Origin of the sequence: Streptomyces sp. NPDC058697 (assembly GCF_042715345.1) — a bacterium.
GTDB classification, from domain to species: Bacteria; Actinomycetota; Actinomycetes; order Streptomycetales; family Streptomycetaceae; genus Streptomyces; species Streptomyces liliifuscus.
Map to the genome: position 1 here is coordinate 758,056 of NZ_JBHXSU010000001.1, position 25,859 is coordinate 783,914.

At 68.7% G+C, this 25,859-nt stretch carries 9 protein-coding genes and 2 pseudogenes; 2 read left to right on the forward strand and 9 right to left on the reverse strand.

Going from position 1 to position 25,859, the window contains the following annotated elements:
- Positions 1 to 17: 17 nt before the first annotated feature.
- Together glgA and ACFWXQ_RS03305 are read right to left on the reverse strand one after the other, a co-directional pair.
- Positions 18 to 1,169: a glycogen synthase gene (gene glgA, locus ACFWXQ_RS03300; RefSeq protein WP_383954537.1), complete on the reverse strand. Its 1,152-nt coding sequence runs from the start codon at positions 1,167 to 1,169 to the stop codon at positions 18 to 20.
- A 128-nt stretch (positions 1,170 to 1,297) separates the two neighbouring features.
- On the reverse strand, positions 1,298 to 2,026 hold the full coding sequence (locus ACFWXQ_RS03305; RefSeq protein ID WP_383954535.1) for a (2Fe-2S)-binding protein: 729 nt from the start codon (positions 2,024 to 2,026) through the stop codon (positions 1,298 to 1,300).
- 225 nt (positions 2,027 to 2,251) lie between these two features.
- On the opposite strand from ACFWXQ_RS03305, the gene ACFWXQ_RS03310 reads away from it, so the two are divergent.
- The gene (locus ACFWXQ_RS03310) at positions 2,252 to 3,535 is read left to right on the forward strand and encodes a DMT family transporter (RefSeq protein ID WP_383954533.1); all 1,284 of its coding nucleotides are present in this window, start codon (positions 2,252 to 2,254) and stop codon (positions 3,533 to 3,535) included.
- Here ACFWXQ_RS03310 and ACFWXQ_RS03315 read toward each other — a convergent pair.
- Together ACFWXQ_RS03315 and ACFWXQ_RS03320 are read right to left on the reverse strand one after the other, a co-directional pair.
- Positions 3,525 to 4,262 (reverse strand): annotated as a pseudogene (locus tag ACFWXQ_RS03315) (peptidoglycan DD-metalloendopeptidase family protein); the annotation flags it as partial. The gene ACFWXQ_RS03310 and the pseudogene ACFWXQ_RS03315 sit on opposite strands and share 11 nt — an antisense overlap.
- A gap of 150 nt (positions 4,263 to 4,412) precedes the next feature.
- Positions 4,413 to 4,703 (reverse strand): annotated as a pseudogene (locus ACFWXQ_RS03320) (transglycosylase family protein); the annotation flags it as partial.
- Between the two features lie 316 nt (positions 4,704 to 5,019).
- Between ACFWXQ_RS03320 and gndA the strand changes: the two are divergent.
- Positions 5,020 to 6,459: an NADP-dependent phosphogluconate dehydrogenase gene (gene gndA / locus ACFWXQ_RS03325; protein ID WP_383954531.1), complete on the forward strand. Its 1,440-nt coding sequence runs from the start codon at positions 5,020 to 5,022 to the stop codon at positions 6,457 to 6,459.
- A gap of 467 nt (positions 6,460 to 6,926) precedes the next feature.
- Here gndA and ACFWXQ_RS03330 read toward each other — a convergent pair whose 3' ends face one another.
- From ACFWXQ_RS03330 to ACFWXQ_RS03350, 5 genes are all read right to left on the reverse strand, one after another.
- Complete coding sequence (locus ACFWXQ_RS03330; RefSeq protein WP_383939798.1) at positions 6,927 to 7,613, reverse strand: aspartate/glutamate racemase family protein; 687 nt, start codon at positions 7,611 to 7,613, stop codon at positions 6,927 to 6,929.
- Positions 7,583 to 8,014 (reverse strand): GNAT family N-acetyltransferase, encoded by a 432-nt coding sequence (locus tag ACFWXQ_RS03335; RefSeq protein ID WP_383939811.1) that lies wholly within the window; start codon positions 8,012 to 8,014, stop codon positions 7,583 to 7,585. The genes ACFWXQ_RS03330 and ACFWXQ_RS03335 overlap by 31 nt, the downstream gene beginning before the upstream one ends.
- On the reverse strand, positions 7,980 to 8,399 hold the full coding sequence (panD, locus tag ACFWXQ_RS03340; protein ID WP_383939796.1) for an aspartate 1-decarboxylase: 420 nt from the start codon (positions 8,397 to 8,399) through the stop codon (positions 7,980 to 7,982). The genes ACFWXQ_RS03335 and panD overlap by 35 nt, the downstream gene beginning before the upstream one ends.
- Positions 8,400 to 8,544: 145 nt before the next feature.
- On the reverse strand, positions 8,545 to 8,757 hold the full coding sequence (locus ACFWXQ_RS03345; protein WP_383939808.1) for an MbtH family protein: 213 nt from the start codon (positions 8,755 to 8,757) through the stop codon (positions 8,545 to 8,547).
- Positions 8,758 to 8,805: 48 nt separating this feature from the next.
- The gene (locus ACFWXQ_RS03350) at positions 8,806 to 25,578 is read right to left on the reverse strand and encodes an amino acid adenylation domain-containing protein (RefSeq protein WP_383939792.1); all 16,773 of its coding nucleotides are present in this window, start codon (positions 25,576 to 25,578) and stop codon (positions 8,806 to 8,808) included.
- Positions 25,579 to 25,859: the final 281 nt, after the last annotated feature.

A 25,859-nucleotide genomic window follows, 5' to 3' on the forward strand; every position in this document is an offset into this window, starting at 1 on the left:
CGATCCGCGCCCGCGGGCTACCCCTGTTTGAGGATTTCCTTGTACAGCTGGACGGTCCGCCGGGCCACCGCGTCCCAGCCGAACTCCCGCACCGCCCGTTCCCGCCCCGCCTCGCCCATGCGCCGGGCGGCCTGCGGATCGGCGAGCAGCGAGTCGAGGGCACGGGCCAGCTGCGTCTCGAAATCGTCCTCGACGGACACCAGCAGCCCGGTCTCGCCGTCCGCGACGACCTCGGGAATCCCGCCCACCCGCGAGGCCACGACGGCTGTTCCGCAGGCCATCGCCTCCAGGTTGACGATGCCCAGGGGCTCGTACACCGAGGGGCAGACGAACACGGCGGCGTGCGTGAGGAGTTGGATCACGTCCGCACGCGGCAGCATCTGCGGGATCCAGTGCACGCCCTCGCGGACGCTGCTGAGCTCCTGGAAGAGGTCGCGGAACTCCTGGTCGATCTCCGGTGTGTCGGGGGCTCCCGCACAGAGGACGACCTGGGCGGCCGGGTCGATGTCCCGTACCGCGCGCAGCAGATGGGGCACGCCCTTCTGGCGGGTGATGCGTCCGACGAACAGGACGTACGGGCGGCCGGGGTCGAGGCCGATGCGGTCGATCACGTCCGTGCCGTGGTCCGGCCGGTAGAGGGAGGTGTCGATGCCGTTGTGCACGACGCGCACCTTCGCCGGGTCCAGGGACGGGTAGCAGCCGAGGATGTCCTCGCGCATGGCCGTGGAGACGGCGATCACGGCGTCGGCGGACTCGATGGCGCTGCGCTCGGCCCAGCTGGAGAGGGCGTAGCCGCCGCCGAGCTGCTCGGCCTTCCAGGGGCGCAGGGGCTCAAGGGAGTGCGCGGTCATGACGTGCGGGATGCCGTACAGCAGCTTCGCCATGTGACCCGCGAGGTTGGCGTACCAGGTGTGCGAGTGGACGAGCTCGCGGCCTTCGAGGGCGGCGGTGATGGAGAGGTCGACGGAGAAGGTGCGCAGCGCGTCGTTCGCGCCGTCGAGCGTGGGCCAGGGCCGGTGGCGTACGACTCCGCCCGCGGCGCCCTCGCCCCAGCAGTGCACGTCCAGCTCGGTGAGGGGCCTCAACTCCCGGGCGAGGAACTCGACGTGAACCCCCGCACCGCCGTACACATCCGGCGGGTACTCCCGGGAAAGCAGTCCCACACGCACCCGGAACCCCCTGTCTCAGCGGCTGGTTCCCACATGGTCACCCAGAAGTGGCCCTTGGGGAAGAGCGCGAGGGAACGCATGCCTCGCGGCTCGCCGCCACGGTGCCCGGAGTCGCGGCACCACCGTGCTCAGAGGCGGCCGGGAGGGCGTACGAAGCAGCAGTCGCCGCACACTCCGCCGCCGGGTACCCGGTAGTAGAGGCAGCAGCTGCGCCGCCGGAACGCCGTGCCGTTCAGGGTGCCGGTGTCCCGCAGGTCGGGGTGGTCGAAGAGTTCGGCTGCGAGTGAGCGGGCCCTCTCGCCGACCTCCGGGCGGCCGCCCGCGCGGGCCCAGCGGTCGAGTTCGCGTGCGGCGCCCGCGAGCGCGGAGGCCGCGTTGCCCCACAAGAGCCCCGCGGAGACGGGCTGCCGGGCCCGCAGCGCCGCGGCGAGGGGTTCGAGATGACCGTCCTGTACGACCCGCCGGACGGTGGCCGCGTCGCCGGGCAGGGGGCGTGTCTCGGCCAGCCACAGGTCGTCGGGCGCGCTGCCGTCCGCGTCCCAGTGCAGCAGCCGGGGGTCGAGGTCGGGAATCTCTCCGTAGAGGACCGCCGCGCCCAGGGCCACCGACCACAGCCGGGCGGCGAGTCCCTGCTGCGCCACCGAGACCCCGATACGCGTCTCGGGGGCGCCCAGCAGCCGTACGACCTTGCGGACACGGAAAGTGAGCGGATCCGACTCGACGGTGACGCTTCGTGTCTCATACGCCTCCGCGAGGGTCGGCAGCGACGGCCGTCCCGTGCGCAGGGCGAAGAAACCTTCGAGAGAGGCGAGTCGATTCAGATCCGGATCGAGGTTCACGAAGACCAAGTACACCAAGGGGGCATAACGGAGCCACTAGGGGGGTTGTACCCGGTGTCACCCGACCTGGGGAGGACTAGGCCCAAGACGTACTCCATCGGCAGTAGGACCCAATGACTGCTCAGGTACGACGACACGGGCGCTTTCAAAAGGGATCGTATTAACCATGGAAGCCGACCGATCGTCGCACCGGACTCCCCGCCTTCGGGAGAACGTCCGTCACACGCAGAGGAGGAGCGACACATGAACGCACTCGTGCTGTCTGTGCTGCTCTCTCTCGTCTCCGCCGTCGCGTACGCCGGCGGGGCGATCGTGCAGGAACGGGTCGCGGCGAACACGCCCGGCACGACGTACGCACCCATGCACCAGCTGGCCTGGTGGATCGCGGTCGGCCTCAACGCCCTCGGCGGGCTCCTGCACGTCGTGGCGCTCGCCTACGGACCGCTCAGCCTGGTCCAGCCGCTGGGCGCGCTGACCATCGTCTTCGCGCTGCCGATGGCTGCCCTCTTCGTACGCCGCAGGGCCGGGGCGACGGCGTGGCGCGGCGCGATCATGGCGACGGTCGGCCTGGCCGGTCTGCTCGCCCTGGTCGGCACGGCCGATTCGCAGTCCCTGAACAGCACCCAGCGTGTGGTGGTGGCCCTGGTCACCGGCGGTGCCGTGGTGGCCCTGATGATGGCCGCCCGCGCCGTGCACCGGCACCCGGCCGTGCGCAGCGTGCTCCTCGCGACCGCCGCGGGTGTCGCCTTCGGTATGTCGTCGGTGTTCACGAAGACGGTCGCGGTCGACTGGACCGGCGGTGTGTCGCTCGCCGACGTGCCGAGCCTCGCCGTGATCGGTGTCCTGGCGACCGCCGGAATGCTCCTGTCGCAGGCCTCCTACCGGGGCGCCGGCCTCGCCGCACCGCTGGCCACGCTGACGGTCATCAACCCGATAGTCGCGGCCGCGGTCGGTCTCACGATGTTCGGCGAGACGTTCCGCTACGGCGAGACGGGCACCGCCCTCGCGCTGGGCTGCGGGGTCGTCGCCGCCGGCGGTCTGATCCTGCTCACCACGGAGCGCATCGGCGATTCGGAGCGTACGGCGCCGGTGTCCGTGCCCGCACCCGCACTTGTGCCCGCAGTGGCAGTGGCCGGAGCGATGACGGACGCGGCCGTCAGGACCGAGCCGGGCCCGGCCGCCGAGCCGAGCCTCATCGAGGAGACCGCCGCCGTTCCGCCCGACCGTGCACTACCGGAGCAGCTTGTCCCGGCGGAGCGGATGGTGGTCTCGGCGGGGGTACGGGACGAGGCGCGCACCCGGGAGGAGACGCTCGCCCACGTCGGGATGTTCGCCTCCGCCTCGGCGCGGCAGGACGCGCTCCTGCCGCCGCCCGGGTCCAACGGGCCCCCGCCGCCCGGCGACACGCCGGACGACATCGAGGGCATCGACGAACAACCGTCCTGGCCCAACGGCGGCTACTACGGCCTTCCCTTCCTGCCGTTGCTCCCCGCCCCGGTCGTGATCCGCTCCAGCGTCAAATCGTGACGCCACCGGCGCGCAGGTAGGCGACCGGATCGACGTCGCTGCCGAACCCGGGCCCCGTCCGCACCTCGAAGTGCAGATGCGGGCCCGTGCTGTTGCCCGTGGAACCGGAGCGGCCGATGCGCTGGCCGCTCACCACGCTCTGCCCGGCCTTCACGGAGATCGCCGACAGATGGGCGTACTGGGTGTAGCGGCCGTCGCCGTGCCGGATGACCACCTGGTAGCCGAAGGAACCGCCCCAGCCCGCGGTCACCACGCTGCCCGCGCCGACCGACTTGACGGACGTACCGGTGGGCACCGGGAAGTCGACGCCCGTGTGGTAGCCCTTCGACCAGGAGGAACCCGCGGCGTGGTACGGCGTTCCCGTACCGGCGCTCACCGGGGCGGTGAGGCCGCGCGTGGTCGACTGGGTCCTCTTCTCCGACTTCTCCTCGACCCTTGCCTTGGCCTTGGCCTTCTCCTTCGGCTTCTTCTCCGTCTTCTCCGACGTGTCGGAGGTGGAGGCGGCCCCCGCGCCCGGCGACGCCTTCGCCTTCAGGTTCAGCCGCTGACCGGGGATGATCATGTCCGGGTCGGCGCCGACCGTCCTGCGGTTGGCGTCGTACAACTGCCGCCAGCCGCCCGGGACCTCGCGTGTGCCCGCGATGCCCGAGAGCGTGTCGCCGCGGACGACGGTGTACATCTCGGCGGTGCCGGCCTGCGACTGGGGCGTGGTCTGCGGCTGTACGTCGCGGACGGTGCGCTTGGGCGTCTGGGCGGACTTGCCCGAGGGGTTGATGTCGGGCGTGTCACCGCCGCGGGTGAGGCCCGCCCGTACCGAGCAGGTCGGCCAGGCGCCGGGGCCCTGGCCCTTGAGGACCTTCTCGGCGACGGCTATCTGCTGGTCCTTGGTGGCGAGGTCGGCGCGTGCCGCGTAGGCCCTGCCGCCGTACGCCTCCCAGGTGGACTGGCTGAACTGCAGCCCGCCGTAGTAGCCGTTGCCGGTGTTGATCTGCCAGTTGTTGGTGGACTCGCAGGCGGCCACCTTGTTCCAGGTGTCCACGTCTGCCGCGTTCGCGACGCCGGTACCGATGAGCGGTATCGCCATCCCGGCACCGCCCACCGTGACGGTGAGTGAGGCGCGGTTGATCCTGTTCGGCTGATACCGGCGGTGCCGGCCGCGTACGGCCATGAAGGTGCCCCCTCGACAAGCGTCAGGAGCGGCAAAAGTAAACGCTCCTAACAGGCCATGACAAGAGGGCAATCGGCCGCCCTATCCCGCCAAGTGACCAGGAATCGCCGCTCGTTCACGATCGCCGGCACGTATGCCCGGGGCAGATGTGACAGCGAAGTTCGGCGAGGCACTGAGGCGGGGGCGGCTCCGCTGCGTACACACCGTCGGAAAGTCAGGATGTGCGGTCGGCGAACCTGCAAGTCAGGATGGTCGGTGGGGCAAACTGGCAGGCATGACCGGCACTACCGATTCAGCACCTCTAGGAGCCAACCGTATGAGCACTTCAGCCCAGATCGGCGTCACGGGACTCGCGGTCATGGGGCGCAATCTCGCCCGTAACTTCGCGCGCAACGGATACGCGGTCGCCCTGCACAACCGGACGGCGGCGCGTACGCACGCGCTGGTGGAGGAGTTCGGCAGCGAGGGCACCTTTGTCGCGACGGAGACCGCCAAGGAGTTCGTGGCCGCGCTGGAACGCCCGCGCCGCCTTGTGATCATGGTGAAGGCCGGCGAGCCGACCGACGCGGTGATCCAGGAGTTCGCCCCGCTCCTGGAGCCCGGCGACATGATCATCGACGGTGGCAACGCCCACTTCGCGGACACCCGGCGCCGGGAGCGCGACCTGCGCGAGCAGGGCATCCACTTCGTCGGCGCGGGCATCTCCGGCGGCGAGGAGGGCGCGCTGCACGGTCCGAGTATCATGCCCGGCGGCCCGGTGGAGTCGTACGAGTCGCTCGGCCCGATGCTGGAGAAGATCTCCGCGAAGGCCGCCGACGGCGCCCCGTGTGTCACGCACGTCGGCCCCGACGGCGCCGGACACTTCGTGAAGATGGTGCACAACGGCATCGAGTACGCCGACATGCAGCTGATCGGCGAGGCGTACCAGCTGCTGCGTGACGTGGCGGGCTACTCCCCCGCGCAGATCGCGGACATCTTCCGCACCTGGAACACCGGGCGGCTCGACTCCTACCTGATCGAGATCACCGCCGAGGTCCTGTCGCACGTGGACGCGGCGACGGGCAAGGCCTTCGTGGACGTGGTGCAGGACCAGGCGGAGCAGAAGGGCACGGGGCGGTGGACCGTGCAGATCGCCCTCGACCTGGGTGTTCCCGTGTCGGGTATCGCCGAGGCCGTCTTCGCGCGGTCCCTGTCGGGTCACACCGAGCTGCGTGAGGCCTCGCGGGGGCTGGCCGGGCCCAAGGCCACGGCGCTGAGCGAGGCCGAGGCCGCGGCCTTCGCCGACCAGGTGGAGCAGGCGCTGTACGCGTCGAAGATCGTGTCCTACACGCAGGGCTTCCACGAGATCGCGGCCGGCAGCGCCGAGTACGACTGGAACGTCGACCTGGGCGCGGTCTCCGCGATCTGGCGCGGTGGGTGCATCATCCGGGCGGCCTTCCTCGACCGGATCCGCGCCGCGTACGACACGCGCGCCGATCTGCCGAGCCTGCTGGCCGACGAGACGTTCGCCCATGAGATCGCGGCCGCGCAGGACGACTGGCGGGCAGTGCTCGTCTCCGCCGTGCAGCAGGGGGTGCCGACGCCCGGGTTCGCGGCGGCGCTGGCGTACTACGACGCGTTGCGTGCGGAGCGGTTGCCTGCGGCGCTCACTCAGGGGCAGCGGGACTTTTTCGGTGCGCACACTTATCGGCGGACCGATCGGGAGGGGTCGTTCCACACGTTGTGGGGTGGGGACCGGTCCGAGGTGGCCGGCTAGGCGCTCCGCGCAGGGGGCGGTTCTCGGAGTGCGGGTGCGTGGGGGCTTGTCGCGCCCACGCGGCGGAGCCGCACGATGTAACGGCCCCGCGCCCCTGAAGATCGGGTGGCCCGGTGCGGATTCTCCGCACCGGGCCACCCGATCTTTTGTGGCGTGTCAGCCCAGTGGGCCCGGCTGGGGCTCCGGGGGTGGGGCCGGGGATGGATCGGGGGGCTGAGGGAGAGGGGACGGGGACGGTTCTGGGACCGGGTGGGGTTTGGGGGACGGGACCGGGTCCGGTTCCGGAAAGGGTTGGGGGTGGTCGGGGCCCGGGCCCGGTGTGGGGCCCGGCTTCACGGGGTCGGGGTACGGGTGCGTCATGGCGTCCTCCAGCCAGTCGGTGTCTCGGCCCTGGACTTCTCCCACGCGTACCCGTGCCCCGCGCGCCCACTCACCCCGTCGCGGGACGAACGCGGGACCAGGTGGGCCTACGCCCCGACGGCCGCGCCGGCCATGCCCGCCGCGGCCGCTCCCGCCGCCAGGCCGGGGCGCGGGCTGGACAGCACCGGTACGGCGGTCGTGGTGAGGTGCTGGGCCGGGGTCATCGAGGCCTGGGCGAGGACGATCGCGTCGGCGTCCGTGACGCTGTCGGCGGCGGACGCGACGGCACGGGCGTAGGCGTCGAGGTCGCCCGCCGCGAAGCGGTCCCAGGCGTCGGCCGCCAGCAGGGTGCGTACGGCGGCCGGGGATCCCGCGCGGGCGGCCTCCTCCTCGACGAGAGCCACCGTCGGGCCCAGGGTGCTCTCGACCGTGGCGAGCACGACGACGCGCGGGCCGGCCGCCACCGCGGCGGCCGCCATCGGACGGTCCACCCGGAGCACGGGCACACCGGGGCAGGCGGCCTCGGCGACCGCGCCGATGGTGGAGCAGGTACAGAGGACCGCCACCGCCCCGTCGGCGACGGCCCGGTCCAGCATCGCGCGTACCTCGTCGGCCACCGCCTCCGGTCCTTCCGCCCGGGCCCGTTCCAGGAGTTCCTCGGACACGAAGTGCCGTAGTTCCAGGGCCGGGTGGTCCTCGTCGCGGAGCGCGTCGAACACGGGGACATGGACGGGCGAGGTGTGCAGCAGGGCCAGGGGCCCCATCAGAACCGGCCCGGGTGGGCGTCCAGCCATGCCATCGCCGCGCTCAGCAGCTCGGGGTCGGCCGCCGGGGCCTCGTCGGGGTGGCGGGCCGCCCATTTGACGACGTACGGGCAGAGCGGGGCGACCGGGACTCCCTCGCGGGCCGACATGGCGTACAGCTCGCGGGCGAGGGAGCCCGCGATGCCCTTGCCCTCATGGGCGGGCTCCACGATCGTGTGGACCGGGACGAGCGCGCGACCCGGGCTTTCGAGGACGAAGTACTCGATGTGGCCGACTACTTCGTCACCGGCGTACGCCTCCAGACGGCCGGCCGCCCGGTCGTCGCGGATCGCGGTCTCGCTCATGGTCTCTCCTTGCGGATGCGGATGCGGGTGCCGAGGCGGGTGCGGATGGCGGTCAGGCCGGGACGGCCTGGGGACTGCGTTCCTGATCCGAGCCCGGCACCGGCTCGGACGGATCCGCGCCGAGGGCCACGATCCGGTTCCCGGCGTCCACGTGCACGACCCGCGGCCTCAGCGACCGGGCCTCGGCGTCGGAGACCTGAGCGTAACTGATGATGATCACCAGTTCCCCGGGGTGCACGAGGTGCGCCGCCGCCCCGTTGATACCGATGACACCGGACCCGCGCTCCCCCTCGATGACATACGTCTCCAGGCGTGCGCCGTTGTCGATGTCGACGATGTGGACCAGCTCGCCCGGCAGCAGATCGGCGGCGTCGAGAAGATCGGCGTCGATGGTCACGGATCCGACGTAGTGCAGGTCGGCCTGGGTGACCGTGGCGCGGTGGATCTTGGACTTGAACATGGTGCGCAGCATGAGGCGTTGCTCCTGGGGTGAGAGGGTCGCGTCCCGGGGTGCGGGTACGCGCCGACGCCGTCAGGGTACGGCGGCGCCGTGCGCGATGCCTATGCCACCGTCTCCTCCGCCACAGCGATCTCCGTCACGCCGTCCCCGACCCTGCTCAGCCGGCGTTCATGGCATCTATCAAGCTCTTGGGGCGCATGTCGGTCCAGGTCTTCTCGATGAAGTCGAGGCACTCCTGACGCGCCGCCTCTCCGAAGACCGACTCCCACCCGTTCGGCACGTCGACGAATGTGGGCCAAAGCGAGAACTGGCCCTCCTCGTTCTTCAGAACAAGATAGTTGGCGTCTTCGTCCTCAAAAGGGTTCGTCATCATTCGGTCCTTTCTGTTACTCGAAGGTAGAAGTACACGGGTGAACGATTATCTACTCTTTGCCGTGGACAGCCAATCAGCGACGAAATTCCACAGCAGCGAGAGCATGGGAGGATCCGCCATTTCGTCGTGAGAACAAGGCAGCCGTGACTCACTTATGCGACCGGAAACATAAGGCTGCCACATGGCACGGCCCCAACCGTCCTCGAGTTCGTCCGACGAGATGAAGAGGAGATCGCCGTGGAATCTGCGAGGATAATGATTAACGTAGATGCGGGTATTGTTTGCAATGATTCTCGCCCGCACTTCGGCCTCTTCGTCTGAAATCTCGCTGCGGAAGTAGTCGGGAAGTCCGGCGAGATCACGGAGAGAAGGCGCCTCGTCGAGCACGTCCGACGCACTCTCATGACCGTCCCGGCCGGTCTCGTCCGAGTCGAGTGTGTCGAGTGGGGCGGGTGCGTAGCCTCCCATGATGACCAGTGCCACTTGCTGGCCGTCTTCCTGCAGTTGCACAGCCATCTCCTGCGCCACGCGGCCCCCCATTGACCACCCCAGCAGATGATACGGACCGGACGGTTGCACGGTGCGCAACTCTTTTACGTACTCTTCCGCCATTTCCCGGATGGAACTCGGCAACTCACCCGCGCCGTCGACATCCCGCGCCTGCAGGCTGTACAAGGGGATGCCAGACGGTACGAATGCGGCCAGAGGCGCGAAGCACCAGCTCAACCCGGATCGTGGGTGGACACAGAAGAGGGGTGGCCGGCTCCCGTGCGTCCTGATGGGAAGAAGCGTACGAAGGGATTCCTTTGTCTCGGGAAGACTGAGCCGAGGTGCGAGTCCCGCGACGCTGGGTGCTTCCATCAGCATCTGGAGGGAGACATCGACGCCCATGACCGTACGAATCCGACGCACCAGCTTGACCGCCAGAAGTGAATGTCCACCGCGTTCGAAGAAGTTGTCCGCGACGCCGATGCGAGGCACATTCAGTTCTTCGGCGAAGATTCTGCACAGGATTTCCTCCTGGACCGAGGAGGGCTCCGGGCTCGGCGCGGACGCAGTGTGGTCCGGCGCCGGGAGTTCCCGTCGATTCAGTTTCCCGTTCGCCGTCAGCGGGAGACTCTCCAGGACCACCAGCGCGGACGGCACCATGTACTCCGGCAGCATCGCGCCGAGATGGGCGCGCAGGGCGGCCAGGTCGACGTCGGCGGTTTCGCCGTCACTGCCGGTGTTGCCGCTGTGGGGGACGAGGTAGCCGACCAGGCGCTTGTCCCCTGGGCGGTCCTCACGCACCATCACCGCCGCCTGGGCCACGTCCGGGTGCCCGGTCAGCGCGGCCTCGACCTCACCCAGCTCGATACGGAACCCACGAACCTTCACCTGGTCATCCGTACGGCCCAGATAGTCCAGTTGTCCCTCGGCGTTCCAGCGGGCCAGGTCGCCGGTGCGGTACATCCGCTCACCCGGAGCGAAGGGGTTGGCGACGAACCGCTGAGCGGTCAGCCCCGGCCGGGCGTGGTAGCCGCGGGCCAGTTGGGCGCCGGAGACGTACAACTCGCCCGCGACACCGACCGGCACCGGCTGCAGAGCCTGATCCAGGACGTAGACCCGGGTGTTCCACACCGGACGGCCGATCGGGGCGGCACCCCCGGGCCACGCCGCCCGGTCCGCCGGGAGGGTATGGGCGGTGACCACATGGGTCTCGGACGGGCCGTAGTGGTTGTGCAGCACCGTCCCGACCGCCCGGCACAGGTCACGGACCCGATCACTGAGCACAAGGGCCTCGCCGGCCTGGGAAACATGACGCAGCCACGGCAGGTCCGTGCCCTGCTCCGCCAGGGCCTCACCAAGAGCGTCCACCATCAAGTTGGGGGCGTACAACTCGGTGGCCTTCTGCTCCCCCAGCCATGCCGCGAACTCTTCCGGGTTACGCCGGATCTCTTCGTCCGGTACCACGAGCGTCTTGCCGTCCAGGAGAGCCGAGAGGATCTCCTGGGCGGAGACGTCGAAGCTGATCGCGGTGAACTGAGCGACCCGCGAACCGGCCTCGGCGGGGATGACGGAAGCGTGCCAGGACATCAGGTTGACCAGCGCGCCGCAGGACATCACCACACCCTTGGGGCGCCCGGTCGAGCCGGAGGTGTAGATCAGGTACGCGGGGTGCTGCGGCAGCAGCGGACCGGTCCGCTCCTCATCGCCTGGAGCGTCGGTCGGCAGTGCGCCGAGTTCGGCGACAACCGGGGGGTCGTCCAGCAGCAGCACGGGCCCGGTGGCCATACGCCCGGCGACCTCTGTGGTGGTCAGCGTCAGAGAGGGGACGGCATCGGCCAGCATGAAGGCGATCCGCTCGGCCGGGTACTCCGAATCGATCGGCAGGTAACCGGCGCCCGACTTCAGCACCGCCAGCAGACCCACGACCAGGTCCACCGAGCGAGGCACGGCCAGCCCGACGATGCGCTCGGGACCGATACCGCGACGAATCAGCAACCGGGCAAGCCGGTTCGCACGCTCGTCGAGCTCCGCATAAGTCACCGCGACACCCTCGAAGACCACCGCTACCGCATCAGGATGCTTGGCGACCCGGGCCTGGAACAGCTGCGGCAGCGCCGCCCCAGGCACATCCTGGACGGTGTCGTTCCACTCCGCCACAACCCGGTGCCGCTCCTCCGCCGACAGCACTTCCACGCCGCTGACCCGCTGGTGCGGTTCCCTGGTGACGGTGTCCAGGACGCGGACGAACCGTTCGGCCAGGGTCTCCACCGTTTCGCGGTCGAACAGGTCGAGGGCGTAGTCGATACCGCCGTGCAGACCGGCCGGGCGATCACCACTGTCGGTGTCGGTGCCGCTGCTGGTGCTGGTGTCGGTGTGGAAGGTTTCGCTCAGGCTGAAGAACAGGTCGAATTTGGCTGCTGGTTCGCCGGTGGGCAGCGGTGTGGCGTCGATGCCGGGCAGGTCGAGAACGGCCGGGGCGTTGTTGTGCAGCGCGAGCATGACCTGGAACAGCGGGTGACGGGCCATCGAACGGGCCGGGGCAAGGTCCTCCACCAGCCGCTCGAAGGGCACGTCCTGATGCGCGAACGCCGCCAGCCCGCTCTCCCGAACCTGCTCCAACAAGCCTTCGAACGTGGGATCACCCGACAGATCGGTACGCATCACCAGCGTATTGACGAAGAACCCGACCAGATCGTCCATCGCCTCGTCAGTGCGCCCGGCCACCGGAGTACCCACCGGAATGTCACGGCCCGCGCCCACCCGGGACAACAGCACCGCCAGCGCCGCCTGAAGCACCATGAACACCGTCACACCCCGAGCACGGGCCAACCCGGCCACCCGGGCATGCACCTCAGCCGGCACACGAACCTCCACCCGGCCGCCCCGATGCGAAGCCACCGCCGGACGCGGCCGGTCGAACGGCAACACCAACTCCTGCGGCACCCCGTCCAAAGCCCCGCGCCAATACCCCAGTTGCTCGTTCAGCAGACCTTCCGGGCCGCTCTCCTCACCGAGCAACTCACGCTGCCACAACGTGTAGTCCGCGTACTGCACCGCCAACGGACCCCAGTCGGGAGCCTGCCCGGTAGCACGGGCCGTGTACGCGACCGACACATCCCGCGCCAACGGCCCCATCGACCACCCATCACCAGCAATGTGATGCACCACCATCACCAGGACATGCTCGCCCGGCCCCACCCGCAGCAGCCACGCCCGCAACGGAACCTCAGCGGCCAGGTCGAACGCATGACCCGCCAGCTCGGCAACCACCCCCGCCAGATCCTCCTTGTCCACCTCGACCACCGGCAGATCAAAGGAGGCAGGCGAGGGAAGGACCTGCTGATACGGCCTGCCCTCATTGGACGCGAAGACCGTCCGCAGCACCTCGTGCCGACCCACCACATCACCCAACGCCAACCGCAACGCCTCAACATCCAGGCCACCGGTCAACCACAGAGCCACGGGAATGTTGTAAGTCGCCGACGGGCCCTCCAACTCGCCCAGGAACCACAACCGCTGCTGCGCGAACGACAACGGCACCGCCTCGGGCCGTGCCACAGCCACCAGCGGGGGGCGTACCGCACCCGAATCCGCCAGCCGCTGCGCGAGTCCAGCCACGGTCGGCGCCTCGAACAGCGCCCGCATCGCAACTTCGACTCCCAGAGCCGTCCGGATCCTGTTGGTCAGCTGCACCGCGAGCAGTGAGTGGCCGCCCAGTTCGAAGAAGTTGTCCTCCACGCCGACCGTGGGCAGGCCCAAGACCTCGGCGAACACCGAGCACAGGAGCTCCTCCTGCACCGTGGCCGGCCCCCGCCCACGGTCCGCCGCCTGGTAGTCCGGAGCGGGCAGAGCCCTGCGGTCCAGCTTGCCGTTCACCGTCAACGGCAGCGCATCCAGCACCACCAGCGCGGACGGCACCATGTACTCCGGCAGCACGCCCTGCAGATGCCTGCGTACTACGGCGATATCCAGACCCTCCGGACCACTCGCCGGGACAAGGTAGCCGACCAGGCGCTTGTCCCCGGGGCGGTCCTCACGCACCACAACCGCCGACTGAGCCACGTCCGGGTGCGCGGTCAACGCGGCCTCGACCTCACCCAGCTCGATACGGAAACCCCGAACCTTCACCTGGTCATCCACACGGCCCAGGAAGTCCAGAGCACCGTCCGGTCGCCATTTCGCCAGGTCGCCGGTGCGGTACATCCGCTCACCCGGAGTGAAGGGGTTCGCCACGAACCGCTCCGCCGTCAGCCCCGGCCGGTCGAGATAGCCACGGGCCAGGCTCGCGCCGGCGAGGTACAACTCCCCCGCCACCCCCGGCGGAACCGGCCGCAGAGCCGGGTCCAGGACGTAGACCCGGGTGTTGGCTATGGGCGTGCCGATGGGCGGGGTGTCGTGGCCGTCGGCGGACAGGGGGTCGGTGGTGGTGGCGCAGACGGTGGATTCCGTCGGTCCGTAGGCGTTGACGAGACGACGGCCGTCGGCCCAATCGGCAACCAGGTTCTGGCTGAGGGCTTCGCCGGCGGTGATGAGGGTGGTGATCGACGGCAGGCTGTCCGGTTCCAGGAGAGCCAGTGCGGCGGGGGGCAGGGTGGCGTGTGTGACCGAATGCTCCGCGACCAGGCCGACGAGCGCCTGGCCCGGCAGCAGGTCGTGCGACGCGGCGGACACCAGGCAGGCCCCGTTGCACAAGGCCATCACCATCTCCCAGACCGCCGCATCGAAACTCGCCGAAGCGAACTGCAACACCCGGCTACCCGCCGTGATCCCGAACTCCTCCGCCTGCGCGGCAGCCAGGCTCGGCAGCCCTTGGTGAGTGACGGCCACACCCTTCGGCCGTCCGGTGGAGCCGGAGGTGTAGATGACATACGCGGGGTGGGCGGGGAGCAGGGCGGCACGGCGCTCGGCGTCCGTGGGGTCCGAGTCGTCGAAATCCTCCAGTGCGGCCGTGATCCGGGGGGCGTCGACGGCCACGTACGGCGGGTGGCTGTCGGTGAGCCGGGAGGCCAGATCCGTGCTGGTGAGCACCAGGAAGGGCTCGGCGTCGGTGAGCGTGTAAGTGATGCGGTCGGCGGGGTGGTCGGGGTCGATGGGCAGGTAGGCGCCGCCTGCCTTGGTCACTGCGAGGGAAGCGACGATCAGGTCGATGGAGCGCACCAACATGACTGCGACCAGCGACTCGGGTCCCACTCCACGGTCGATCAGCAGCCGGGCGAGGCGGTTGGCGCGGGCATTGAGTTCCGTATAACTCAGCTCCACGTCCTCGAAGACGAGGGCGGTCGCGTCGGGGGTGCGGGCGGCCTGAGCCTGGAACAGTCCCGGCAGCGTCGCGGCAGGCACGTCGCGGGCGGTATCGTTCCACTCGGCCAAGACCCGGTGCCGCTCCGCGGGATCGAGGACGTCCACCGTGCTGATCCGCTGGTGTGGTGCTGTTTCCAGGGCGGTGACGACGCCTTCGGCGGCGGTGTGGACCATGGCGCACAGTGACGCACCCGAGACGGGTTCGGCGACCTGCACGGTGAGGGTGAAACCGTCACCGGTGTCGTCGACACTCAGCCCGATCGGGTAGTTCGTCCGCTCCTGGTCGTACAGCAACTCGATGCCGTCAAGCCTGCTGTTCGTCTCTGACTCAGCGCTCGTGGAGTGCCGGTAGTTGAACAAGGAGGTGAACAGCGGGGTGTCCGCCTTGATGCCGCTGGCCTGGCGGGCGAGTTTCAAGGGGGCGTGTTCGTGGACGAGCAGGTCCGCCAGTTGGTTCTGCACCGACCGGACCGTGTCCATCACCTGCGCGCCGTGCGTCTGCACCCGTACCGGCAGAGAGTTGATGAACAGGCCCAGGACGCGGTCGGCGCCGCTTCCCGCGGCCATACGGCCGAACAGGACGGTACCGAAGACGACGTCGTCCCGGCCCGAGGTGGCCGCCAGAACCCGTGCCCACACCACGTGCAGGACCGTGGCCGGGCTCACGCCAAGCCGACGTGACTGGTCCCGCAGTCGCTGCGCGAGTTCCGCGTCCATCACGCGACGGAACTCCGCCACACCGGTGCCGTCGCCGCGGACATCGAGCAGACCGAACGGCGCGGTCGGCTCGGTCACGTCCCCCAGGAGGGTGGAGAAGTACCTCTCGTGTTCCTCCTGCGCCACGCGCAGGCGGGCCTGGGCAACGAAGTTCCGGAACGGCAAGGGAGCGGGCAGGGTGTCCTCGCGGCCCGTGACGAACGAGCGCACCTCCTGGAGCAGCACGTCCAGGGTGGTGTGGTCCGAGATCAGGTGATGGGCCTGAACGAGTGCGAGCCACTGACCGGTCACCGGGTCGGTCGCCGTGTACACGCGGATCAGCGGTGCCTGGCCGATGTCCATCGATCCAGGACACGCGGCCAGCATCCGGCCGGTCACGTTGTCGTCAGGCCCCTCGGGCAAGTCGACGCTTTCCACCGGGATCGCGGCACGGCGCACTACCACTTGAACCGGTTCGCGCAGTCCTTCCCACACGACGGCGGTCCGCAGGATGTCGTGCCGGTCGACGACCTTCTGCAGTGCGTCCACGAACCCGTCGAGCCGTTGCCGGGAATCGAACCCCAACAGCACCGGCAGCACATACACATCGGTCCCGTGCCCGGAGTCACCCATCAGGTGGTGGAAGAGGATCCCTTCCTGCAGCGGAGCCAGCGGGTACACATCCGCCACGTTGCCCGCTCCGCCGGGAACCCGGGCGACGATCCGGTCGATCTCCCCGCGGGTCAGATCCACCAGGGGGAGCATGTCGGGAGAAATGGTCAGGGCGTTGTCCGGGATCCGGTTCTCCGGCACCGCCACCTCGGCCCGGCCGCCGTCCGACGCAGCCAGTCCGGCAGCCGTGGGCGCCGCGAACAACGACCGCACGTCAACCGATACCCCCCGGGCACGCAGCAGCTCGACCACCCGGACCGCGAGCAGTGAGTGGCCGCCCAGTTCGAAGAAGTTGTCGTCCACGCCGACCGTGGGCAGGTCCAGGACCTCGGCGAGCACCGAGCACAGGACCTCTTCCTGCACCGTGGCCGGCCCCCGGCCGCGCTCGGCCGCCTGGTAGTCCGGAGCGGGCAGAGCCCTGCGGTCCAGCTTGCCGTTCACCGTCAACGGCAGCTCATCCAGCACCACCAGCGCGGACGGCACCATGTACTCCGGCAACATCGCGCCGAGATGGGCGCGCAGGGCAACGATGTCGACACCGTCCGTGTGACCGGTGGCGGGAACGAGGTAGCCGACCAGGCGCTTGTCCCCGGGGCGGTCCTCACGCACCACAACCGCCGACTGGGCCACGTCCGGGTGCGCGGTCAACGCGGCCTCGACCTCACCCAGCTCGATACGGAAACCCCGGATCTTCACCTGGTCATCGGTCCGCCCGAGGTATTCGACCTGCCCGTCGGCGTTCCAGCGGGCCAGGTCGCCGGTGCGGTACATCCGCTCACCCGGGGAGAACGGGTTCGCCACGAACCGCTGTGCGGTCAGCCCCGGCCGGTCGAGATAGCCACGGGCCAGGCCCGCACCGGAGACGTACAACTCCCCCGCCACCCCCGGCGGAACCGGCCGCAGAGCCGGGTCCAGCACGTAGACCCGGGTATTGGGGACGGGTGTGCCGATGGGCGGGGTGCTGGGTTCGTCGGCGGACAGGGGGTCGGTGGTAGTGGCGCAGACGGTGGATTCCGTCGGCCCGTAGGCGTTGATGAGGCGACGGCCGACGGCCCAATCAGCAACCAGGTTCTGGTTCAGGGCTTCGCCGCCGGTGATGAGGGTCGTGATCGACGGCAGGCTGCCCGGTTCCAGGAGAGCCAGTACGGCGGGAGGTAGGAGCGCGTGTGTGACCGAACGCTCCGCGACCAGGCCGACGAGCGCCTGGCCCGGCAGCAGGTCGTGCGACGCGGCCGACACGAGACAGGCCCCGTTACACAAGGCCATCACCATCTCCCAGACCGCCGCGTCGAAACTCGCCGAAGCGAACTGCAACACCCGGCTACCCGCCGTGATCCCGAACTCCTCCGCCTGCGCGACAGTCAGGCTCGGCAGCCCTTGGTGAGTGACGGCCACGCCCTTGGGCTGCCCGGTGGATCCGGAGGTGTAGATGACGTAGGCGGGGTGGGCGGGCAGCAGGGTGGTGCGGCGCTCGGCGTCCGTGGGGTCCGAGTCGTCGAAATCCTCCAGTGCGGCCATCGTCCGGGGGTCGTCGACGGCCACGTACGGCGGGTGGCTGTCGGTGAGCCGGGAGGCCAGATCCGTGCTGGTGAGCGCCAAAAGGGGCCGGGCGTCGGTGAGGAGGTACGTGATCCGCTCGGCGGGATAGTCCGGGTCGACAGGTACGTACGCCCCACCGGCCTTCACCACCGCGAGAAGAGCGACCACTAGGTCCACCGAGCGGTGCATCATCACCGCGACCAGCGACTCGGGTCCCACACCCCGGTCGATCAGCAGGCGGGCGAGACCGTTGGCCCGCGCGTTGAGCTCCGCATAGGTCACCTCGACACCCTCAAACACCACCGCGATCGTGTCCGGAGTGCGGGCAGCCTGGGCCTCGAACAGCTCTGGCAGCGTCGCCGCGGACACCTCCCGGGCGGTGTCGTTCCACTCGACCAGGATCCGCTGCCGCTCCGCCGGGTCCAGTACCTCGATCGAGTCGATGTGCTGGTGGGGGTTGACGGTGACGGTGTCCAGGACGCGGAGGAACCGTTCGGCCAGGGTCTCCACCGTTTCGCGGTCGAACAGGTCGAGGGCGTAGTCGATACCGCCGTGCAGACCGGCCGGGCGATCACCGCTGCCGGTGTTGGTGCCGGTGCTGGTGCCGGTGCTGGTGTCCGCGTCGGCGTGGAAGGTCTCGGCCAGGGCGAAGGACAGGTCGAATTTGGCTGCCGGTTCGCCGGTGGGCAGTGGTGTGGCGTCGATGCCGGGCAGGTCGAGAACGGCCGGGGCGTTGTTGTGCAGGGCGAGCATGACCTGGAACAGCGGGTGACGGGCCATCGAGCGGGCCGGGGCAAGGTCCTCCACCAGCCGCTCGAAGGGCACATCCTGATGCGCGAACGCCGCCAGCCCGTTCTCCCGAACCTGCTCCAGCAGGTCGGCGAACGTGGGATCACCCGACAGATCGGTGCGGATCACCAGCGTGTTGACGAAGAACCCGACCAGGTCGTCCATCGCCTCGTCCGTGCGTCCGGCGACCGGGGTACCCAACGGAATGTCACGGCCCGCGCCCACCCGGGACAACAGCACTGCCAGCGCCGCCTGAAGCACCATGAACACCGTCACACCCCGGGCACGGGCCAACCCGGCCACTTGGGCATGCACCTGGGCCGGAACACGGACCTCCACCCGGCCGCCGCGGTGCGAGGCCACCGCCGGACGCGGCCGGTCGAACGGCAACACCAGCTCCTGCGGCACCCCGTCCAACGCCCCGCGCCAATACCCCAGTTGCTCGTTCAGCAAGCTGTCCGGGCCGCTCTCCTCACCGAGCAACTCACGCTGCCACAACGTGTAGTCCGCGTACTGCACCGCCAACGACTCCCAGTCGGGGGCCCGCCCGGCAGTACGGGCCGTGTACGCGACCGACACATCCCGCGCCAACGGCCCCATCGACCACCCATCACCGGCAATGTGATGAACCACCATCACCAGGACATGGTCATCAGGACCGGTCTCGAACAGCCGGGCCCGAAACGGGATCTCGGTGGCGAGATCGAAGCGATGACCCGCGACCTCGTTGACCGCCGACTCAAGCGCCGTCACCTGCTCGACCGCAAGGGACACCGAGGCCTCTTCGGCCGAAAAGATGCGCTGATAGGGCTGTCCGTCCACCGTGGCGAACACCGTCCGCAGCACCTCGTGCCGACCCACCACATCACCCAACGCCAACCGCAACGCCTCGACATCCAGCGGCCCGGACAGTCGCACAGCTACGGGAATGTTGTAAGTCGCCGACGGGCCCTCCAACTCACCCAGGAACCACAACCGCTGCTGCGCGAACGACAACGGCACCACCTTGGGCCGTGCCACAGCCACCAGCGCGGGACGTACCGCACCCGAATCCGCCAGCCGCCGCGCGAGTCCAGCCACGGTCGGCGCCTCGAACAGCGCCCGGATGGGCACCTCCGCCCCGAAGACCGACCGGATACGGCTCACCAGCCGGGTCGCCAGCAACGAATGGCCGCCCAACTCGAAGAAGTTGTCCTCCACCCCGACCACGGGCAGGCCCAGAACCTCGGCAAACACCGAGCACAGGACTTCTTCCTCCACCGTGGCCGGCCCCCGGCCGCTGTCGGCTGCCTGGTAGTCCGGAGCGGGCAGAGCCCTGCGGTCCAGCTTGCCGTTCACCGTCAACGGCAGCACATCCAGCACCACCAGCGCCGACGGCACCATGTACTCCGGCAACACCTCGCCAAGACGAGCGCTCAGCGCGGCAAGCTCCGTACTGTCGTGGCTGCCGCCGTTGCCACCGGCGGGGACGAGGTAGCCGACCAGGCGCTTGTCACCGGGACGGTCCTCACGCACCACCACCGCCGACTGAGCCACGGACGAGTGCGCGGTCAACGCGGCCTCGACCTCACCCAGCTCGATACGGAAACCCCGGATCTTCACCTGGTCATCGGTCCGCCCGAGATACTCCAACTGCCCGTCGACGTTCCACCGGGCCAGATCGCCGGTGCGGTACATCCGCCCACCCGACCCGCCGTAGGGGTTGGCGACGAACCGCTCCGCCGTCAACCCCGGCCGGCCCAGATACCCCCGCGCCAGCTGAACACCGGCCAGGTACAACTCACCCGCCACCCCTGGCGGTACCGGCCGCAAGGCTGCGTCCAGCACGAAGGCTCTCGTGTTCGGAACTGAATGGCCGATGGGGACACCACCCAGTACATCCGGGTCCCCGGGACGGATGGTGAAGGTGACACACCCGACGGCCGCCTCGGTCGGACCGTACTCGTTCGTGATCAGGACGTCGTGGTGCGCGGACCGCCACCGTGTGAGCTGCTCGCCTGTAAGGCTTTCGCCGCCGACGACGAGGTCTCCCCGGGGGAAGGATCCGGCGGGCTCCTCGGACAGAAGGCCCAGGTGGCTCGGCGTCACCTTCAGGAAGGTGGGGGCCAGTTCAGCGGGAAGCCCATCCTGGATGTCCGCGATGTGCAGGGCGCCGCCCGAGATCAGCGTGCCGTACAACGGTGTGACGGTCAGGTCGAACGCAGCCGACGAGTGCAGCACGGTCCGACCGCTCAGCCCGGGGTACGCGCTGATTGCCCAGTCGAGGTAGTGGGAGACTGCTGCGTGGCTCACGACGACGCCCTTGGGGCGACCCGTGGAGCCGGAGGTGTAGATCACATAGGCGGGGTGGGCGGGCAGGAGTGCCGCTCCTCGCTCGTGGTGCGTGAGGTTCTCCCCGGCCATGGTGGACAGGGCCGCCGTGGTGTCCGGGGCATCAGTCACGATGCGTGTCACACCGTCATCCGCTGCGCCTGTCATGGCCTGGTGTGTGACCAGCACTGTGGCCTGGGCGTCGTTGAGCATGTAGGTGATGCGGTCGGCAGGGTAGGCCGGGTCGATCGGGACGTACGCTGCTCCGGTCTTGACCACTGCGAGGAGTGCGACGACGAGGTCGGTGGAGCGGTCCATCATCACCGCCACACGTTCTTCCGGCCGGGCGCCCCTGTCCACGAGGACGCGGGCCAGCCGGTTGGCCCGCGCGTTCAGCTCCGCGTAGGTCACCTCGGTGCCGTCGAAGACCACCGCGATCGCGTCGGGGGTGCGCGTGACCTGGGCTTCGAACAGGTCGGCCAGCGTGGCCCGCGGAACTTCGTGTGTGGTGTCGTTCCACCCGGACAGGATCCGCTCGCGCTCCGCGGTATCCAGGACATCGATGCGGCTGACCGGCACCGACGGATCCGCGATCACTGTCTCCAGGACCATGAGGAAGCGACGTGCGATCGCTTCGGCACTCGCGGGATCGAACAGGTCGGTGGCGTAGATGATCAGTCCGGTCAGGCCCGCCGGGGTGCCGCCGTCTGTGATCTGCTCGGCGATCTGGAAGTCCAGGTCGAACTTGGCGGGAAGAACGCCGGCAGGCAGTACCTCGACGTTCAGCCCGGGCAGATCGAGACGGGCCTGGACGTTGTTCTGCAGGGTGAGCATGACCTGGAACAGCGGATGGCGGGCCATCGACCGGGCCGGGGCCAGGTCCTCCACCAGCCGCTCGAACGGCACATCCTGGTGCGTGTAGGCGCCGAGGTCCGCTTCCCGCGTTCTGGCCAGCAGTTGCAGGAAGGTCGGATCCCCGGACAGGTCCGAGCGCAGGACGAGGGTGTTGACAAAGAACCCCACCAGGTCGTCCAGTGCCTCGTCGGTGCGGCCGGCGATCGGGGTGCCGACCGGGATGTCGTCCCCGGCCCCGAGCCGGTGCAGCAGGACGGCCAACGCCGCCTGCACCACCATGAACACCGTCACACCCTGTGCTCTGGCCAGCTCCATCAGGGCGCTGTGGAGGTGAGCGTCGATGCTCAGTTCTACGCTTCCACCCTGGTGGGAGAAGATCGTTGGGCGTGGCCGGTCGAACGGCAGCGTCAGTTCCTGGGGCAGGTCGGCCAGTGCCTCGCGCCAGTAGCCGAGTTGCCGGGCCAGCACACTGGCCGCGTCGGCCTCCTCGCCCAGCAGTTGACGCTGCCACAGGCTGTAGTCGGCATACTGCACCGACAACGTTGCCCAATCCGGCGTCCGGCCGGTGGACCGGGCCGTATAGGCAGCTGACAGATCACGGGTCAGCGGGGCCAGGGACCACCCGTCACCGGCAATGTGATGCACCACCATCACCAGGACATGGTCATCAGGGCCGGCCTCGAACAGCGAGGCCCGAAACGGGATCTCGGTCGCGAGATCGAAGCGATGACCCGCAACCTCGCTGATCGCCGACTCAAGGTCCGTCACCTTCTCGACCGCAAGGGACACCGGGACCTCTTCGGCCGAAAGGATGCGCTGATGGGGCTGTCCGTCCACCGTGGCGAAGACCGTCCGCAGCACCTCGTGCCGGCCCACCACATCACCCAACGCCAACCGCAACGCCTCGACATCCAGCGACCCGGTCAACCGCACAGCCACGGGAATGTTGTAAGTCGCCGACGGACCCTCCAGCTCGCCCAGGAACCACAACCGCTGCTGCGCGAACGAGACCGGCAGCCGCTCCGCCCGCTCCACCCTCACCAGTGGCTGCCGCCTCGCACCGGACGAGGCCAACCGGCCCGCCAGGGCGGCCGGAGTGGACGCCTCGAACAGCGCCCGGATCGGCACCTCCGCCCCGAAGACCGACCGGATACGGCTCACCAGCCGGGTCGCCAGCAACGAATGGCCGCCCAACTCGAAGAAGTTGTCCTCCACCCCGACCACGGGCAGGCCCAGAACCTCGGCGAACACCGAGCACAGGAGCTCCTCCTGCACCGTGGCCGGCCCCCGGCCGCGGTCCGCCGTCAGGTAGTCCGGAGCGGGCAGAGCCTTACGGTCCAGCTTGCCGTTCACCGTCAACGGCAGCACATCCAGCACCACCAGCGCGGACGGCACCATGTACTCCGGCAGCACGCCCTGCAGATGCCTGCGTACTACGGCGATATCCAGGCCCTCCGGACCGCTCGCCGGGACGAGGTAGCCGACCAGGCGCTTGTCCCCGGGGCGGTCCTCACGCACCATCACCACCGACTGAGCCACGGACGGGTGCGCGGTCAGCGCGGCCTCGACCTCACCCAGCTCGATACGGAAGCCACGAATCTTGACCTGGTCATCGGTCCGCCCGAGGTATTCGACCTGCCCGTCGGCGTTCCAGCGGGCCAGGTCGCCGGTGCGGTACATCCGCTCACCCGGAGTGAAGGGGTTGGCGACGAACCGCTCCGCCGTCAGCCCCGGCCGGTCGAGATAGCCACGGGCCAGCTGGACACCGGCCAGGTACAACTCACCCGCGACGCCCACGGGCACCGGCCGCAACGCCGCGTCCAGCACATAGACCTGGGTGTTCCACACCGGGCGGCCGATGGGGACACTGCTCCTGCTGGCGTCGCTGTCATACGTCCATGCGGTGACCTCGACCGACGCCTCGGTGGGACCGTAGAGATTGTGAAGCGGAACGTCCAGTACGTTCCGCAACTGTCCGGCGACGTCGCTGGGGAGCGCTTCGCCGCTGCAGAACACGGCTCGCAGGTCGGTAGACGCGGCGGCGGCCGGTTCGCGGAGGAAGACCTGCAGCAGGGACGGGACGAAGTGCGCGATCGTGACACGTTCGCGTTGGATCAACTCGGCCAGGTACCCGGGGTCGCGGTGGCCCGAGGGCTTGGCGACCACCAGCGTCGCGCCCTGGAGCAGCGGCCAGAAGAACTCCCGTACCGACACGTCGAAACCGAAGGGTGTTTTCTGCAACACCCGTTCCGAGGCGGTCAAGTTGTAGGTTCCCTGCAGCCACGTCAGCCAGTTGACGATACCCGCATGAGGTACGGCCACGCCCTTCGGCCGTCCGGTGGACCCGGAGGTGTAGATGACGTAGGCGGGGTGGGCGGGCAGCAGGGCGGTACGGCGCTCGGCGTCCGTGGGGTCCGAGTCGTCGAAATCCTCCAGCGCGGCGATCGTCCGGGGGTCGTCGACGGCCACGTAGGGCGGGTGGCTGTCGGTAAGCCGGGAGGCCAAGTCCGTGCTGGTGAGCACCAGGAGGGGCCGGGCGTCCGTGAGGAGGTACGTGATCCGCTCGGCGGGGTAGTCCGGGTCGACGGGTACGTACGCCCCACCGGCCTTCAGCACCGCGAGCAGGGCAACCACCAGGTCCACCGAGCGGTGCATCATCACCGCGGCCAGCGACTCGGGTCCCACGCCCCGGCCGATCAGCAGACGGGCGAGACGGCTGGCCCGCGCATTGAGCTCCGCATAGGTCACCTCGACACCCTCGAAGACCACCGCGACCGCGTCCGGAGTGCGGGCAGCCTGGGCCTCGAACAGCTCAGGCAGGGTCGCCGCGGACACCTCCCGGGCGGTGTCGTTCCAGTCCTCGAGAACCAGACGCTGCTCGGAACGGCTCATCAACGTGATCCGGTGTACGCGTTCCTCCGCAGCGGAACGCGCCATCCAGTTCATCACGTCAAGGAATTTCGCAGCATGCTCATGCACTGCTGCCCGGTTGTAGAGATCCGGGTTGGCGTCGACAACGACGGACATGCTTCCGTCGGACGATCTGTCGTACACGGAAATCGACAGGTCATTGAAATTTATGCCGCCGAGCCCGTGCGCACTGCTCGGGGCGTCACCAAATCTCAGATCGTAATCAAAGGAGACGATATTGACCAGTAGGGGGTACAGTCCGTCGCGGCCTATGAGCTTAAGGTCTCTGAGGATGTCCTCGTAACGGTATCGCTGATGCCGCAAGGCATCTCTCACCCCGCGAGACACCTGCTTCACGAGTTCCTGCACCGTGGCCTTCGGCTGCACCGTGAGGCGCAGGGGAACGATATTCGCCGTCATTCCCGGGATGTCCCGCAGTGCAGTTTTTCTGCCCATTACGGGGACCCCGAGAATGATGTCCTCTTGTCCCGTCGCGCGATGCAGGTAGGCAGCGCTCGCGGCTACGGCCAGACCCGAGAGGCTTGTTCCCAGCCGACGTGCGGAGCTTCTGAGTTCCGCAGCGGCGCCGGGCGGGATGTGGAGCGTGTGCCGTGTCAGTTCATACGGTGTGGTGGAAGGTTCCCGGCCACTCAAGCTGACCGCTTGAGGGCGATCGGAGAGACGCTCCGTCCAGTACTGCCGGTCCAGTTCGAACTCTGCGGACGCCCGGTAATCGGCGTCGGCATCCATCAGCACGGAACTTGAGGGAAGCGCACTGCCCGTGAGGGATTCACCGGCCAACAGTGCCGTGTAGACCGCGGCCACTCGGGATGCTATCCGGGGTCCCGCGAGTCCGTCGGCGATGATGTGGTGTATTCGCTGATACCAGAAGAAGAGATCTTCATCCACCTTGAAGAGGGCGTGGGTGAAGAGTTCACCGCCCTGGAGATCCACTGGGCGTCGCATGTCCGCCCGCATCCAACTCTCCGCGCTGGAACCGGGGTCTTCCTCACCGCTCATGTCGATCACATGAAAAAGCCAATCGCTCCGCGGGTCAAAGTATTGCCGCGGAACCTTTTCTGCATTCTCCTCAAAGCGCAGACTCAAACAGTCGATTTCCAATACGGCCCTTCGCGCGGCCGCCTCGAATAAACTCGTGTCCACCTTTCCGTGAATCGCTATGTATTCACCCATGTTATAGATCGGACTATCCGGATTCAGTTGCTGCGCATGCCATAAGCCAAGCTGTCCGGCCATCAGCTCACGACGGCCACCACGCGATCCAGACATCTCCACACCCCGGTCAACACTCGCGCCCCACACCAGGAGCAAATCAATTCAGAAATTTGACAGCAATGTTGATCCACTTCACCCTCTCAAGCTGAACTGGACACTGTCAATCTTCTTGGCGATGTGGGTAATTAGCGACGCTTGATGTTGATTTGCGGTGGATATTTTGAACCGCCTTGCCGTATTTGTCACCAACACTCGCGGATTGAAACGCCCGGAATCTCCACGATGGCGGGAATTTTTCTCCT